The 12,615-nt window shown below is 40.8% G+C and carries 12 protein-coding genes; 6 read left to right on the plus strand and 6 right to left on the minus strand.

Annotated elements, in window-relative coordinates; genetic code table 11:
- Positions 1-16: 16 nt before the first annotated feature.
- Positions 17-367, minus strand: coding sequence for a gliding motility protein GldC (gene gldC, locus FO442_RS08350; protein ID WP_144332705.1), 351 nt, complete (start codon positions 365-367; stop codon positions 17-19).
- 40 nt (positions 368-407) lie between these two features.
- Positions 408-1,433, minus strand: coding sequence for a gliding motility lipoprotein GldB (gldB, locus tag FO442_RS08355; RefSeq protein WP_144332706.1), 1,026 nt, complete (start codon positions 1,431-1,433; stop codon positions 408-410).
- A 68-nt stretch (positions 1,434-1,501) separates the two neighbouring features.
- On the opposite strand from gldB, the gene FO442_RS08360 reads away from it, so the two are divergent.
- The 4 genes from FO442_RS08360 to FO442_RS08375 all read left to right on the plus strand — a co-directional run bounded on the left by FO442_RS08360 (position 1,502) and on the right by FO442_RS08375 (position 6,306).
- Complete coding sequence (locus FO442_RS08360; RefSeq protein WP_144332707.1) at positions 1,502-2,386, plus strand: outer membrane beta-barrel protein; 885 nt, start codon at positions 1,502-1,504, stop codon at positions 2,384-2,386.
- 79 nt (positions 2,387-2,465) lie between these two features.
- Positions 2,466-3,242: an NAD(+) synthase gene (nadE, locus tag FO442_RS08365; protein ID WP_144332708.1), complete on the plus strand. Its 777-nt coding sequence runs from the start codon at positions 2,466-2,468 to the stop codon at positions 3,240-3,242.
- Positions 3,239-5,488: a M48 family metallopeptidase gene (locus tag FO442_RS08370; protein WP_144332709.1), complete on the plus strand. Its 2,250-nt coding sequence runs from the start codon at positions 3,239-3,241 to the stop codon at positions 5,486-5,488. The genes nadE and FO442_RS08370 overlap by 4 nt, the downstream gene beginning before the upstream one ends.
- Positions 5,485-6,306, plus strand: a complete 822-nt coding sequence (locus FO442_RS08375) for a hypothetical protein (protein ID WP_144332710.1) — start codon at positions 5,485-5,487, stop codon at positions 6,304-6,306. Before FO442_RS08370 ends, FO442_RS08375 begins: the two co-directional genes overlap by 4 nt.
- 49 nt (positions 6,307-6,355) lie before the next feature.
- Here FO442_RS08375 and FO442_RS08380 read toward each other — a convergent pair whose 3' ends face one another.
- Entirely contained in the window at positions 6,356-6,679 is a 324-nt protein-coding gene (locus FO442_RS08380; RefSeq protein WP_144332711.1) for a 2Fe-2S iron-sulfur cluster-binding protein, read from the minus strand.
- A 156-nt stretch (positions 6,680-6,835) separates the two neighbouring features.
- On the opposite strand from FO442_RS08380, the gene FO442_RS08385 reads away from it, so the two are divergent.
- Both FO442_RS08385 and FO442_RS08390 read left to right on the plus strand, forming a co-directional pair.
- Entirely contained in the window at positions 6,836-8,266 is a 1,431-nt protein-coding gene (locus FO442_RS08385) for a hypothetical protein (protein WP_144332712.1), read from the plus strand.
- Between the two features lie 231 nt (positions 8,267-8,497).
- On the plus strand, positions 8,498-9,955 hold the full coding sequence (locus tag FO442_RS08390; RefSeq protein WP_144332713.1) for a metallophosphoesterase family protein: 1,458 nt from the start codon (positions 8,498-8,500) through the stop codon (positions 9,953-9,955).
- A gap of 144 nt (positions 9,956-10,099) precedes the next feature.
- On the opposite strand, the gene groL is transcribed toward FO442_RS08390, so the two are convergent.
- The 3 genes from groL to secG form a co-directional block, all read right to left on the minus strand.
- Positions 10,100-11,731, minus strand: a complete 1,632-nt coding sequence (groL, locus tag FO442_RS08395) for a chaperonin GroEL (RefSeq protein WP_144332714.1) — start codon at positions 11,729-11,731, stop codon at positions 10,100-10,102.
- A 124-nt stretch (positions 11,732-11,855) separates the two neighbouring features.
- Entirely contained in the window at positions 11,856-12,134 is a 279-nt protein-coding gene (locus FO442_RS08400; protein ID WP_144332715.1) for a co-chaperone GroES, read from the minus strand.
- A gap of 165 nt (positions 12,135-12,299) precedes the next feature.
- Positions 12,300-12,614 (minus strand): preprotein translocase subunit SecG, encoded by a 315-nt coding sequence (secG, locus tag FO442_RS08405; RefSeq protein WP_144332716.1) that lies wholly within the window; start codon positions 12,612-12,614, stop codon positions 12,300-12,302.
- Position 12,615 lies beyond the last annotated feature (1 nt).

The following is a 12,615-nucleotide window of genomic DNA, read 5'->3' on the forward strand; positions in this document are numbered from 1 at the left end:
TCCAAAAGTCCTATTGTCATTTCTCAGGCAGTATATCCATTTTCTCCGCGAAGTGATAGCAGTAATCTCTTAAATCTTCGGAGATCAGGTTCTCTCCTGTCGCTTTCTCAAAGGTGTCTGCCATAGTTAACAAGGTCTGATGAAAGAATTGTTTCATTTCTTCAACGGACATATCTTTTGTCCAAAGGTCTATTTTCATGGTATTCTTGTCTTCCGGATTCCACAGGGAAAGCATCATAGCTTTTGCCGGAGCATTTGTAATTCCGCCATCTTCGGCAGACCAATGCATTTCTAAAGGTAAGTTGTTTGCGTTAAGCCCGATTTGTACAGTTATTGAAGATCGTTTGTTTACTATTTCCTCTTCCATGTCGCTTTAATTATAGTATGTTTTATCTATTTGCTAATGACTAATCATCTATCTCGTATTCAGCCAAAATTTCATTGTATGGTTTGTCCAACAATTGCTGCAAAGTTACATCATATTGTTCCATATAACTAGCAACAATGCGATAACCTAAAAATTGTCCCAAGCGATCCGGTCCTTTTTGGGGAAGTCCGGATGTAAAGGGTGCTTCCTGTAAAAATGCTGCCTGATCCGTTTCACTTTTGACAAACAGCATGTTGTGCTTTACGAGGTATTCCCAAAAGGCACGTTCATTTTTGATGGCCCATGTATAATCCGTTGCAGGATATCGCAATAAGATGCGCTCTTCCTGTTCGGGCAAAGCTGCTTTGGTGATGTACAGGATTTTTCCCCATTGAATGATTGCCTCGATGTTATTCATGTCTTTCCCCGGCTCACAAATGTGGGTCAAGACCCAGGCACAAACGGCATCGCGTTCCAGGTATTCCGGTTCCATAGCTTCTTTGATCCATTCATAGAAAACATCGCCGGGAAGTTCTTTAATAACATCTGTTTTGGCACCGAGATAGCGTTCCAGTCCAACTCCGATTTCGTTTTCCGTGCAGTACATACTGGATGAAAAGAAGGAGTTCATAAATAAGATTGTTTTCGGAAGTTTTGCATCCGGCAAATGCACGTGGATCCGCTTGAATCCATCCTCAATGATCTTCCGGGAGTGCTCTGTATCCGGGAATCGCTCGTCGATTCGTTTCGATAAGCGCTTATAATACGGATTATGAGTGAATTCAATCCAGTTTGCCTGGAAAACGGTGTCTTTCGGAAGCCCGGTTTTGTAACAGTAGTAGAATTGATAGTCTACGATCTCCGGGAATTTTTGCGACAGGTCAAAAAGTTCGGCACCCAATTGTGCATCCGGGGTGTGCTTGATGATACTATCCAAATGAACACTTTTGAGTTGGTAGTTACTCTTTGAAATATCTGTATCCAGCAAATCGTCTGAACACGACTGCATGATGAGCAAGGCCTGTGACAGTAACAAAAGGAGCCCGATTTTTCGCGTGTAATTCATATTGGTCAAAAATAATCATTCTAGTCTCAATGAAAGAAACTATATTTGATTCACTTTTAATATAACTTATGAAAAGATTAATAGTAACATGTTTGGCTGTAAGTATTTCAGCTTCAATTTTTGCTCAGGATGGCGGTACCGACAGAAAAGTGAATATGGGTATTGCCTATCAATTAGGATTAAACTTTACAAAACCGGGAACAAAGCGAATTGATAAGGATGGAGTGGGAGTTCAAAATGCATTTGGCTTAAATATCAATTTCAACTTCAACGACAATATTGGGTTTGCTACAGGCGTAGAGTTCGATTTTGAATCCTACAAAGTGTCCATGAATACCTTGAATGGAGCTAATTATTATTTATACAGCGACAACAAAATTATCCAGGAAGAGGAACTGAATGGAGACGAAGCAAATATGAGCAAGTATAAAGTGTTCGAGCTGACCGGGCGAAAATATAAGAATATTTATGCAACCATTCCTACGATGTTGATCTTTAGAACCAATGCCTTGGGTGATTTCCGTTACTACGGAAAATTCGGAGCGAGAACAAGTTTCCTGGTAAAATCCACGAAAACTGATCAGGGGAATATTTTCAAAGTCGGGAACAACGAGGCTACTGGAGCGGATATTGATGCAATCGCGATGAATTCGTCAGCTGTTTCATCTACAGGAAGTGAAATGGAGGGAATGAAAACACCTTACGGAAATGATATCAGTGCTATTCGCTGTTCATTAGGTGTGGCAGGTGGCACCCAGTGGACTTTTACAGGAAATACGATGTTGTTTGCGGAACTAGGATTTTACTATGGATTAACTCCAATCAATATCGAAGGAAGCGGAAAAAACAAAACATTGTTCAACAGAACGGTGGGATCCCCTAGTTCAAGCGATTATTTCGGTTTGAAAACAACCCAAACTCAGTTTTGTTTGAAAATCGGTATTTTGTTCTGACGAATAAAGTAATCCTTTTAGAAATCCCGTTTTGGCTTAGCCGAGACGGGATTTTTTTCTATTTTTACTACCAGGATTTATGGAAAAAGAACTAGAAGTAATCGATTATATATCAAATTGGTTGAGGCAATATGCATTGAATGCGGGAGCAAATGGATTTGTGGTCGGAATATCGGGCGGAGTGGATAGCGCAGTGACATCGACTCTTTGTGCCAGAACCGGAATGAAGGTACTCGTTTTGAATATGCCGATTCGCCAGCCGAAAGTTGAATTCGGGAGAGCTACGGAACACATTGATTGGCTCCAGACCAATTTCTCGAATGTGGAGGCGCAGACAATTGATCTTACCGATACGTTCCATCAACTTGAAAAAACGTTTCCGGCAAACACCGTGGAAAACCACCTGGCGATGGCAAATTCCAGGGCAAGATTGCGCATGACAACCCTATATGCTCTGGGACAAACTCATGGGTTACTGGTAGCCGGAACAGGGAATAAAATTGAAGATTTTGGAGTCGGATTCTTTACAAAGTACGGAGACGGCGGAGTGGACCTTAGCCCGATAGCAGATTTGACTAAGACAGAAGTTTTTGAACTGGCTGGTTCCCTGAATATTGTGGAATCGATTCTGACGGCAAAACCGACGGATGGATTGTGGGAAGATGGGCGTTCGGATGAAGACCAGATGGGAGCGACTTACCCCGAATTGGAATGGGCAATGGAATTTAGCGGAAACGAAGAATCATTGAATTCAAGACAACAGGAAGTTTTGGCAATTTATCGTAAATTGAACAGAGCAAATAAACATAAAATGGAACCGATTCCGGTTTGTTTGCTTCCGAAAAACATCAAATGACAAACAAGGGAACAAACTTGCTTTTTGGAGCGCTGATGCTGCTGTTTCAAACAGTTGGACAAGGTGATTTCAATCACTACAAATCCTTGTGCAGTAAAGGTCCTGTTCCCGTGGATTTCTCCAGTTCCACGCTTGCAAAAATCAAACGGGACCAACGGGAAGATCTGAAATCTTTGAACTACAAAAAGCGGGAATTTTTCGTTGAGCAAATCAATTATTCGATTGATGAGATTTTGCATTCCGGAAATGTGACCTTTGGAGATACTATCAGTAATTACCTTCAGCAATTGGGAGACCGCTTGGTTGCCAATGAAACGGACCTGAGCGGAAAATTACGTTTTTATGTCTACAATTCTACCGAAGCAAATGCTTTTTCCACCAGGCAGGGAATCGTGTTCGTTACTACCGGTTTGATTGCACAGCTGACATCGGAAGCCCAGTTGGCGTTTGTTATATCGCATGAAATAATTCATTACCAGGAACACCATGTGCTGGACCTCTTCGAACATGCGATCAAAGAGAAGTTTTACTCCTATAATGAACGGGCCAGGTTTTTAAGCAATTATTCCAGAGAGAATGAACTGGAAGCGGATCGCCTGGCGGTTAAAATGGTTCACGATGCAGGCTACAAATCCAGCGAGATCAACAAAACCTTTGACGTGTTGCTTTATTCGTACTTGCCGTTTGAAGAAATGAAGCTCGATAAAACGTATTTCAACACCCGTGAAATGTATGTGCCTGAAATGTACTTTGACTTCAAACGAAATGAAATTTCTGCAAAATTTAAATACAATGACTACCTGATGTCTCATCCGAACCTGGCTAAACGCAAGGAACAGGTGACCGATCAAATTGACAAATTCAAAAATTGGGACAAAGAACTGTTATACGAGGATAGTCTTCAGTTTTATTACATCCGCGATGTTGCCCGGTTTGAATATGTCCTGAACAAAGTATATGCAGACGAACCGGTTGAAGCATTGTATGCGATCTACATTTTGGAGAAGAAATACCCCGGATCATCCTTCCTGAATACTTGCAAGTCCCAGGCCTGGCTGGATATTATGAAAACAACCATCAAAAAGGAAGGAACGGCTTACACGGAATATACTTCCCTGAACAGGAAAAAAATGAAGCACCACGAAGGACAGATTTCCGTTTTGAACCAGTTTATAAATGTTCTCCCGAAAACGGGGAAATTAGCCATGGGACTGCGGATTATCTACGATGTTTACCAATCGGATACAACTAACCCGGTAGCGAAAAGCTGCTATGAAACAGCTATTCGTTTGGTGGTGAAAAGTGATGATTTTGAACCGGAAAAGTTTTCAACCACAAACTTTTCCGAAACATTGGCTTACCTGGAAAATCTGAAACAGGATACCTCGTCCAAATCAAAGTTACACGCCGTAGAATGGGATAAATATACAATCATTGAAAACCAGTCGAAGGGGGTGACGGAAGATTTTGGAATTGATTCTTCCAAGTTTTTCATGTATGGGATTGCGGATATTATCCGGGACAGCAATTTTATGAAAGAGTTCAGACGGTTTTCGCTTGAAAAAGGCATTATTGACAAGGACCGGGATGAATTTAACCTGATGACAGATGCCGAACAGGAAGAACATGAGTATTTCAAATACGACAATGCGGTTCATTTGGAAATGGACACCATGCTGATCTTTCAACCGGCGATTTTTGAGACTACCCGGTCATCTGAAGTGGATGTATACAAAACCTTTAAAACGCGGGACCTGGTTTTCAAAGAGATTTATTCAACTGCAGCGGATCTGAACATTCACCTGAAAAGTTTGAGCCTGAAAGATCTGGAAATGTTGCGTGCAGAAGATTGGAACGATTATTCATTGCTTCAACGCAGTCTGACCCGTGCGATCGCGGATTATGAAAATGATTATTTCGTATTGGATATTGCCGACCTCCATGTGATCCATTCCAGGTTGAAGACGGAAAAACTATTGTTTTTGGAGTACCAGCATAGCTTTGCGCCCGATTTATATGCCGGAAATGTTGTTTTATTTACCGTATTGCTCCCGGTTGGATTGGTTTACTTTCCCATCGCCCTTCTTTCCGGGCATTATTCCGATTGGCAATTCTATGTACTGGATCTGAAAACAGGAGAATTGGCGCTGGAACGATCTTACTATGTCAATGAACCGGCCTCCAGGCACAGTATCGGTTCACGCCTTAACGGCCTGTTTCATCAATTAAAACAAGGCAAAGAATGAATATTAAAGGAATTCTTCTTGGTTATTTGTTGGGGTGCAGTTTTGTTTCGGGAGCTCAGGAAGTGGGGTATTACGGACATCGCATCTTTTTGGAATTGGACGGACAGGGACAAATTCCACTGCTTCAAAATGTATTCGGGGAACGGAAAGGTTATGTTTCAAAAAATGGAACGCTTAATAGTTCGTATAACCTGCTCGATCTGGGATACCGGGCAAGCTTGAATGTTGCAATTACGGAACCTGTGGGATTCGGAATCGAATTTTCGCAGCGCTTTTACCAGGTGAACTTACAGTCGATTGATGAGATTACCCGGAATTTTACAGATACTTCGGGGACGATGGTTACGGAATATTTGCCTGCAAAAGTAGCATACCTCCCGATCCGTGAAACCGTTTTCATGCCGAAGCTTTTGATTGCGTTAAATGACAGCCGTGTACCGTGTGGTTTTGCAAGTGAAATCGGAATAGGTTACTCACTGATCCAATTTCCGAATAGGAATTTGGATATTGAATTGCTGAATTCAACAAATGCTGACCAGGCAGCGCAGGTGAAAGAAAAGTTGCTGGATTCCAGAGCGGAAGAATTCCGAGGATTGGTTTTTATGTATGGTTTCCGGATGAATTATCCGATAAGCAAACGGGTCTTATTTCACATCGGTTTCCGTTATCAGTATGCCTTTCAATTCAGTAAAAAGAAATTCCGGCGTATGGATGAATCCGAATATTGGTTCTCTGGGCGGGAGCTTTGGTCCAAAGTAAATCTCCGAAGACAACTCGGTATTTTTAGTTTTGGAACTGGTCTTACATTTACATTATAGCAGTAGGAGCGAAAAATTTTCTACCCCTACTGTTTCTTTTTGTATTTAATTACTCCGCTTCCGGCGCCAATCTCAAAACAATCCCGTCGATCTCTTCGGAAATAGGGATTTGGCATCCCAGGCGGCTGTTCGGTTTTACATAAAATGCCTGGTCAAGCATATCCAGTTCGGCATCGCTCTGTTCCGCCAAGGGAGTGTCGGATTCCAGGTAACATTGACATGTAGCACACATGGCCATTCCACCACATTCGCCTTTTACAGGAAGTTCGTAAGCTTTACAAAGCTCCATGATGTTCATGTTCATGTCTGTAGGAGCATCCAATACATGTTCAACTCCTTCGCGGTCAATAATTGTTACCTTAATGTCTGCCATTGCATAGAATTTGCTGCAAAGGTACTAACTAACCCGATTTCAGCATAGAATTCTTCTGAAATTTCATGAGTAAACAAACTGATGGTATTTTATCTTCGTTAACTTTTTAAACCCGCATCTTAAAAACACTATTTTTAATAAACTAAAATTTTCTTCATGCTGTGGACGTTCTCTTTCTCACTCTCATTCTGTTTCTTTTGCTCCATCTGCCTGGCGCAGTCCAATACCTGGACAGAGAACTCCGAATTCTTTAAGGATCAATCACCTTATCAGATCGGCAGCTATCTTTTTGAAGACGGATCTTTTCAGTTAAGTGAGGGAAATTACCGCTTTAAGTTCAACAGCCAGGGAGTGTTAGATCGAAGTTTAATTCAGCTGATAGTGGAAGTAGAAGGTTCTCCGGACCAAAAGACGAGCGGCTGCACTGCTTTTGATATGAAGAAAAATATTCGTTACACACTGGCTGATAATATCATTCATATTGAGCGTATGTTTCCTGACCGAAACAACGAGTACAAGGCCATTCCCTTGGAGAAACAGGAACATGTAGTGAAAAGTGTTTGGGATGAATATTCAAATAATTCCAATCATGTGGATGCAGGCATCATTACTTCCATTGAAGGAAAAATAATCCTTTATCAAACGTATTTCGCCATTTCGACAAATACACATCCGGGGATGTTCAAACCAAAAGGAATCAATACCTACATGAGGCTGAGTATTGTAAACCTGGAAGATTATACCGTTTCATACGAATACCTTTTGATCGATGTGTTTAATCCGGCTTACGGAAAAAAAAAGGAGGTACTTGATCTGTTTGATTTTAAGTGTATCGGGATGAATGCAGAACAGGAATTGCTTTTCAGTGTCAGTAAAACATCGTTTAAAGACAGAGACGCTCCACCACTTTCATTGAGTGATTATAAAGGAGTGGATTATTGTAAATCGGGGATCGACATTTGGTCTGTCAATCTCAGCGATTATTCTCAGAAGAAGGTCTATTCAACCGTTATTGAATCGGTGAAGAGTGCTTCGTCCGTGAGTTTGGTTTTTGGAAATGGTGGATGGCTTCTGAGCTGGACCGAGCCAAGAGAGGATTATTATACGTTTCATGCACGCCGATTTAAACTGGATAGGGATTATGATGTTCAGGAAGCCACTGTCCATTTTCCGTCGCGGGAATTTAAATTGGAAAAATCCCAAACGCCCAATATACGGGTTTATAAGGACTTAATCGGGAGGGAATTGTATTGTACGGCAATCCCGAATGATCCGACTATTTTTATGATGGACGAAAATTCCGTACTGAAAATAGGGCACAACGACCTGTTGAAATGGGATTTGAACAAAAATTTCGTATTGTCAGACGCTGATTTACTGTGCCTTCCCTGTTTGAAGGATCTTTCCTTGGAGGAAAACAAGCTGTTGAGTGATTTGCCGGAAGCGATTCCTTCACAAGTGCCGCATACGCGAATTTTAAAATTGAGAAAGGTTGGGAATACGATCCTTGTTTTACACCTGGAAAGCCTTGAAGAGGCAGGTAAGACAAAACAATTGTTCCTGAAAACCGGAAAAATAGAGTTATAAGTGATCCGGCAGTCATCGATAAGATTTACTGCCGGATCTATATATAGTCGTTCCTGTCTATCCTCGGCTGAGCCGAGGGAAGGAGGATCGGAAAGCCCTCCCGTATTTACGGGAGAACTGTAAGTTGATTCAAAGTTACAGATTTTTCTTCGTAGATCCTTTTCTTAGGAGGCTGGTGATTTGGTTTGTATATTTGCCGGATAATTGATCTAAAACTTAAAAATTATAACTATGAGATTATTTATTTTTCTAACCATCACTTGTCTGTTATCTGTTCCAAAAGTTAGTGCGCAAGATCAGGTAATCGATGTCAAAGAACTTTTAGGAAAAGGCAAATACAATGCGCCAACCATGCTTCAAACGACCGACGGAAGTATGCTGGTTGGATTTGATTCGGAACTAATCCTGATTAATCCGCAGGGAAAGATAGCGCATCGTACGGTCAACCCTGTTACTGCAAAAAAGTATAAATACGATTTGGACCAATACACTGGGTATATTGCTCAAAGTGATATTTACTGTTTGTTGATGGACGGAAACTATGTGTTTGTTAAGAACTATTCCACTGAGAAACCGGAATTGATAGAAGTTGCTGTTCCGAAACTGGAAAACTTCAAAGGTTCGATTTACAAACACGATGACAAGAAAGCTGATTTTAATTATTATTCCAGCAAACCAGCTATAAGCACAGACGTTCATTTTATCAATGAAGATAATGTGGTGATTGCCAGAAGCTATGTTTCCATGTCGAAGAATAGCCATGGAGCTGAAACACCGAAAAAAGATGCGTATAATTCATTTGTAAGGTTAACATACATCAATTTGAAATCAATGGAGATCAATGAGGAATATGTTATGAAGGATGTGTTTAAAATTAGCAGAAGCAATGATGCTGAAGCGTTGATCGAAATTGTAGGATTTAAAAATAATGAATTTCAAATAGGAGTTTCCAATTTCAATAAAAAGTTGATACATCCCCAAATCAGAGGGTATAAGTATTCCGGAGATTATGAAATGTACACATACAATATCAAAACAAAAGAAACGAAAGCCATAGGGAAAATAACCATTGAATCAGCATCTGATGCTGTGTATACTTCGATTCAAACCCATCCGACCGGAATTTCTTTGAATTGGACAGAGCATATAGCTAATTCAGATAAGTATGCTTTGAAAAGAAGGATGTACAGCCTTTCAGAGTCGGGAGAAGTTACAACAAACGATCATGTTTTCCCTGTAGAAGTGGTATCTCTTCTTCAGCCTCAGATTTACGGAGTGTTTGATTATAAGAACATAAAGGGCGATGATTATTCTGTCTTAGCGGGTAATTTTGTTAAGAACAAGCGTGGTAAAGATCCGGTACCGGCTTATGTAATAATCGATAAAGAACAAAATGTGTCTGTCATTGATAGAAGCGAAGAAGGATTAGGTTATTATGATGTTGAAAAAGATGCTTATTATCAATTTGATATCGAATTTCAGGATCAGGAGGAATTGATTGCTAAACTAAGTAAACCATTGGCCGAAAAAGGATTAAATGTATATGATCTTCGTCAAAATTGTTTCATCGCACAAGTTGGAAACAAGAAGTTTGTTGCCGTGAGGTATTTCATGGAATTTAAAACAGGATTTGCAAATGCTGCAGCCCCTGCAACTTTTTTAATGCAGTTTACTGAGATCGATCTTTAGTAAGTTATCGTATTTATTGAAAGCGTTGTGAGTTCACAACGCTTTTTTTGTTTGGTGATAATTGGGGTAACAAAATTCAGCTAAAAAATAACAGGGGCAGAAAATTTTCTGCCCCTGTTATATCTGATTTAATTATTTTCGAAATTACATCATTCCCGGCATTCCACCCGGCATTCCGTGTGAATGCGGAGCTTCTGCTTCCGGTTCATCTGCAATGACACATTCTGTCGTCAGCAACATTGCGGCAATAGACGCAGCGTTTTCGATAGCAATACGTGTCACTTTCGTCGGATCGATGACACCTGCTTCATACAGGTTCTGGTATTGTTCCGTACGTGCGTTGTATCCGAAATCCCCTTTTCCTTCGCGGACTTTCTGAACAACAACAGCTCCTTCACCACCCGCATTGGCAATGATTTGACGTAATGGCTCTTCAATTGCGCGTTTTACAATGGCAATACCTGTTGTTTCATCCTCATTTACTCCTGTCAGCGTATCCAATGCATCCATTGCGCGAATCAGGGCAACACCTCCACCCGGAACAATTCCTTCTTCCACAGCGGCTCTTGTTGCAGCCAGTGCATCATCCACACGGTCTTTTTTCTCTTTCATTTCCACTTCCGTAGGAGCTCCGATGTAAAGAACAGCCACACCACCTGCCAGTTTCGCTAAACGTTCCTGTAACTTTTCGCGATCGTAATCGGAAGTAGTGGATTCCATTTGTGCTTTGATTTGACCGATGCGTGCCTGAATAGCATCTTTCTGTCCGGCACCGTTGATGATCGTTGTATTGTCTTTGTCGATCTCTACTTTTTCTGCAGTTCCAAGCATGTCTAAAGTCGCGTTCTCCAATGTCAAACCACGCTCTTCAGTAATTACTTGTCCACCTGTCAGGATAGCGATATCTTCCAGCATGGCTTTTCTGCGGTCACCGAATCCCGGAGCTTTCACAGCAGCTATTTTCAAGGATCCGCGTAAACGGTTTACAACCAAAGTGGTCAATGCTTCACCGTCGACATCTTCAGCGATGATGATCAATGATTTTCCGTTTTGAACAACCGGTTCCAAAATCGGAAGCAATTCCTTCATGTTGCTGATCTTCTTATCATAGATCAAAATCAACGGATGCTCCATTTCAGCGATCATTTTATCCGTATTTGTAACGAAGTACGGAGACAAATATCCACGGTCGAATTGCATTCCTTCTACCGTTTTTACATCCGTTTCCGTTCCTTTTGCTTCTTCCACAGTAATGACACCGTCGTTACCGACTACTTTCATCGCTTCTGCGATCAAAGAACCGATCGTTTCGTCGTTGTTGGCAGAAATAGTAGCAATTTGCTTGATCTTATCATTGTCTGAACCCACTTCTTTGGAGATTTTCTTCAAATCTGCCACTACCGAAAGAACCGCTTTATCGATTCCTCTTTTCAAGTCCATTGGATTTGCTCCGGCAGCCACGTTTTTCAATCCTGCTGTGATAATTGCCTGAGCCAATACTGTTGCTGTGGTAGTTCCGTCACCCGCAATATCTGCTGTTTTGGAGGCTACTTCTTTCACCATCTGAGCCCCCATGTTTTCTATTGGGTCAGCCAGTTCAATTTCTTTAGCAACCGAAACACCATCTTTCGTTACTTGCGGAGCTCCGAATTTCTTCCCGATCACCACATTTCTTCCTTTTGGTCCAAGGGTTACCTTCACCGCATTTGCCAATGAATCAACTCCTTTTTTAAGCTTCTCACGAGCTTCAACGTCAAAATAGATTTGTTTTGCCATTTTCTTATTTCTTAATGATGTTAATTGTTTGAATGAATGTTCAAAAGTTCAAAGTTTTCCTTAACAACTTCTCACTTCACGATTCAATTTTCTGAACGTATTTGAACTCTTTAACTTTTTAAACTTATCCTACGATTCCGTAGATATCACCTTGTTTCATGATCAAATAATCTTTTCCGTCGATTTTGATCTCTGTACCGGAATACTGACCGTAAATAACGATGTTATTTACTTTTACTTCCATCGGTTCGTCTTTTTTACCAGGTCCAACTGCAATGACGGTCCCTTTTAACGGTTTCTCTTTTGCTGTGTCCGGAATAATAATACCACTTGCTGTTACTTGCTCTGCTGCTGCAGGCTCAATTAGCACTCTGTCTGCTAAAGGTTTGAATGTTGTTGACATATTGTTATTCTTTTTTTAGATAAAATTTGACGGATTTCTTTTGACTAAGATTATGCCATTTCTTTCCGGGTGTCAATTTTTCATTTTTATGAAGGGATATAAATAAAAAATGTCAGTATGTGTGACATACTGACATTTCAAATGCTATTATAGTCGGGTGACTGCTTACTGAGCTTGTCCTTGTGGAGCACCACCTTGTTGTCCCGGTCTTCCAGGTCCACCTTGTTGCTCTTTTTTCTCCGGTTGTTTTATTTTTGCCGGTTTCATCATGCTTGTCAAACCGATACTTGCTACTAAGATTACTGCTGCAAGTGTCCATGTTGCTTTTTCGATGAAATCATTGGTACGTTGTACACCACCAATTTGCTGAGCAGCACCGAAATCAGAAGATAAACCTCCTCCTTTTGGATTCTGAACAAACACCACTACGATTAATAAAACGCTTGCTAATACGAGTAAAATTGAAATTAATGCTATCATT

This window comes from Fluviicola chungangensis, from assembly GCF_007558725.1.
Classification (GTDB): domain Bacteria; phylum Bacteroidota; class Bacteroidia; order Flavobacteriales_D; family Crocinitomicaceae; genus Fluviicola; species Fluviicola chungangensis.

What these genes read in the sequence shown, in the direction of transcription:
- gldC (WP_144332705.1), bottom strand. Translation starts at nt 367, where the DNA reads ATGGAAGAGGAAATAGTAAACAAACGATCTTCAATAACTGTACAAATC.
- gldB (WP_144332706.1), bottom strand. Translation starts at nt 1,433, where the DNA reads ATGAATTACACGCGAAAAATCGGGCTCCTTTTGTTACTGTCACAGGCC.
- FO442_RS08360 (WP_144332707.1), top strand. Translation starts at nt 1,502, where the DNA reads ATGAAAAGATTAATAGTAACATGTTTGGCTGTAAGTATTTCAGCTTCA.
- nadE (WP_144332708.1), top strand. Translation starts at nt 2,466, where the DNA reads ATGGAAAAAGAACTAGAAGTAATCGATTATATATCAAATTGGTTGAGG.
- FO442_RS08370 (WP_144332709.1), top strand. Translation starts at nt 3,239, where the DNA reads ATGACAAACAAGGGAACAAACTTGCTTTTTGGAGCGCTGATGCTGCTG.
- FO442_RS08375 (WP_144332710.1), top strand. Translation starts at nt 5,485, where the DNA reads ATGAATATTAAAGGAATTCTTCTTGGTTATTTGTTGGGGTGCAGTTTT.
- FO442_RS08380 (WP_144332711.1), bottom strand. Translation starts at nt 6,679, where the DNA reads ATGGCAGACATTAAGGTAACAATTATTGACCGCGAAGGAGTTGAACAT.
- FO442_RS08385 (WP_144332712.1), top strand. Translation starts at nt 6,836, where the DNA reads ATGCTGTGGACGTTCTCTTTCTCACTCTCATTCTGTTTCTTTTGCTCC.
- FO442_RS08390 (WP_144332713.1), top strand. Translation starts at nt 8,498, where the DNA reads ATGAGATTATTTATTTTTCTAACCATCACTTGTCTGTTATCTGTTCCA.
- groL (WP_144332714.1), bottom strand. Translation starts at nt 11,731, where the DNA reads ATGGCAAAACAAATCTATTTTGACGTTGAAGCTCGTGAGAAGCTTAAA.
- FO442_RS08400 (WP_144332715.1), bottom strand. Translation starts at nt 12,134, where the DNA reads ATGTCAACAACATTCAAACCTTTAGCAGACAGAGTGCTAATTGAGCCT.
- secG (WP_144332716.1), bottom strand. Translation starts at nt 12,614, where the DNA reads ATGATAGCATTAATTTCAATTTTACTCGTATTAGCAAGCGTTTTATTA.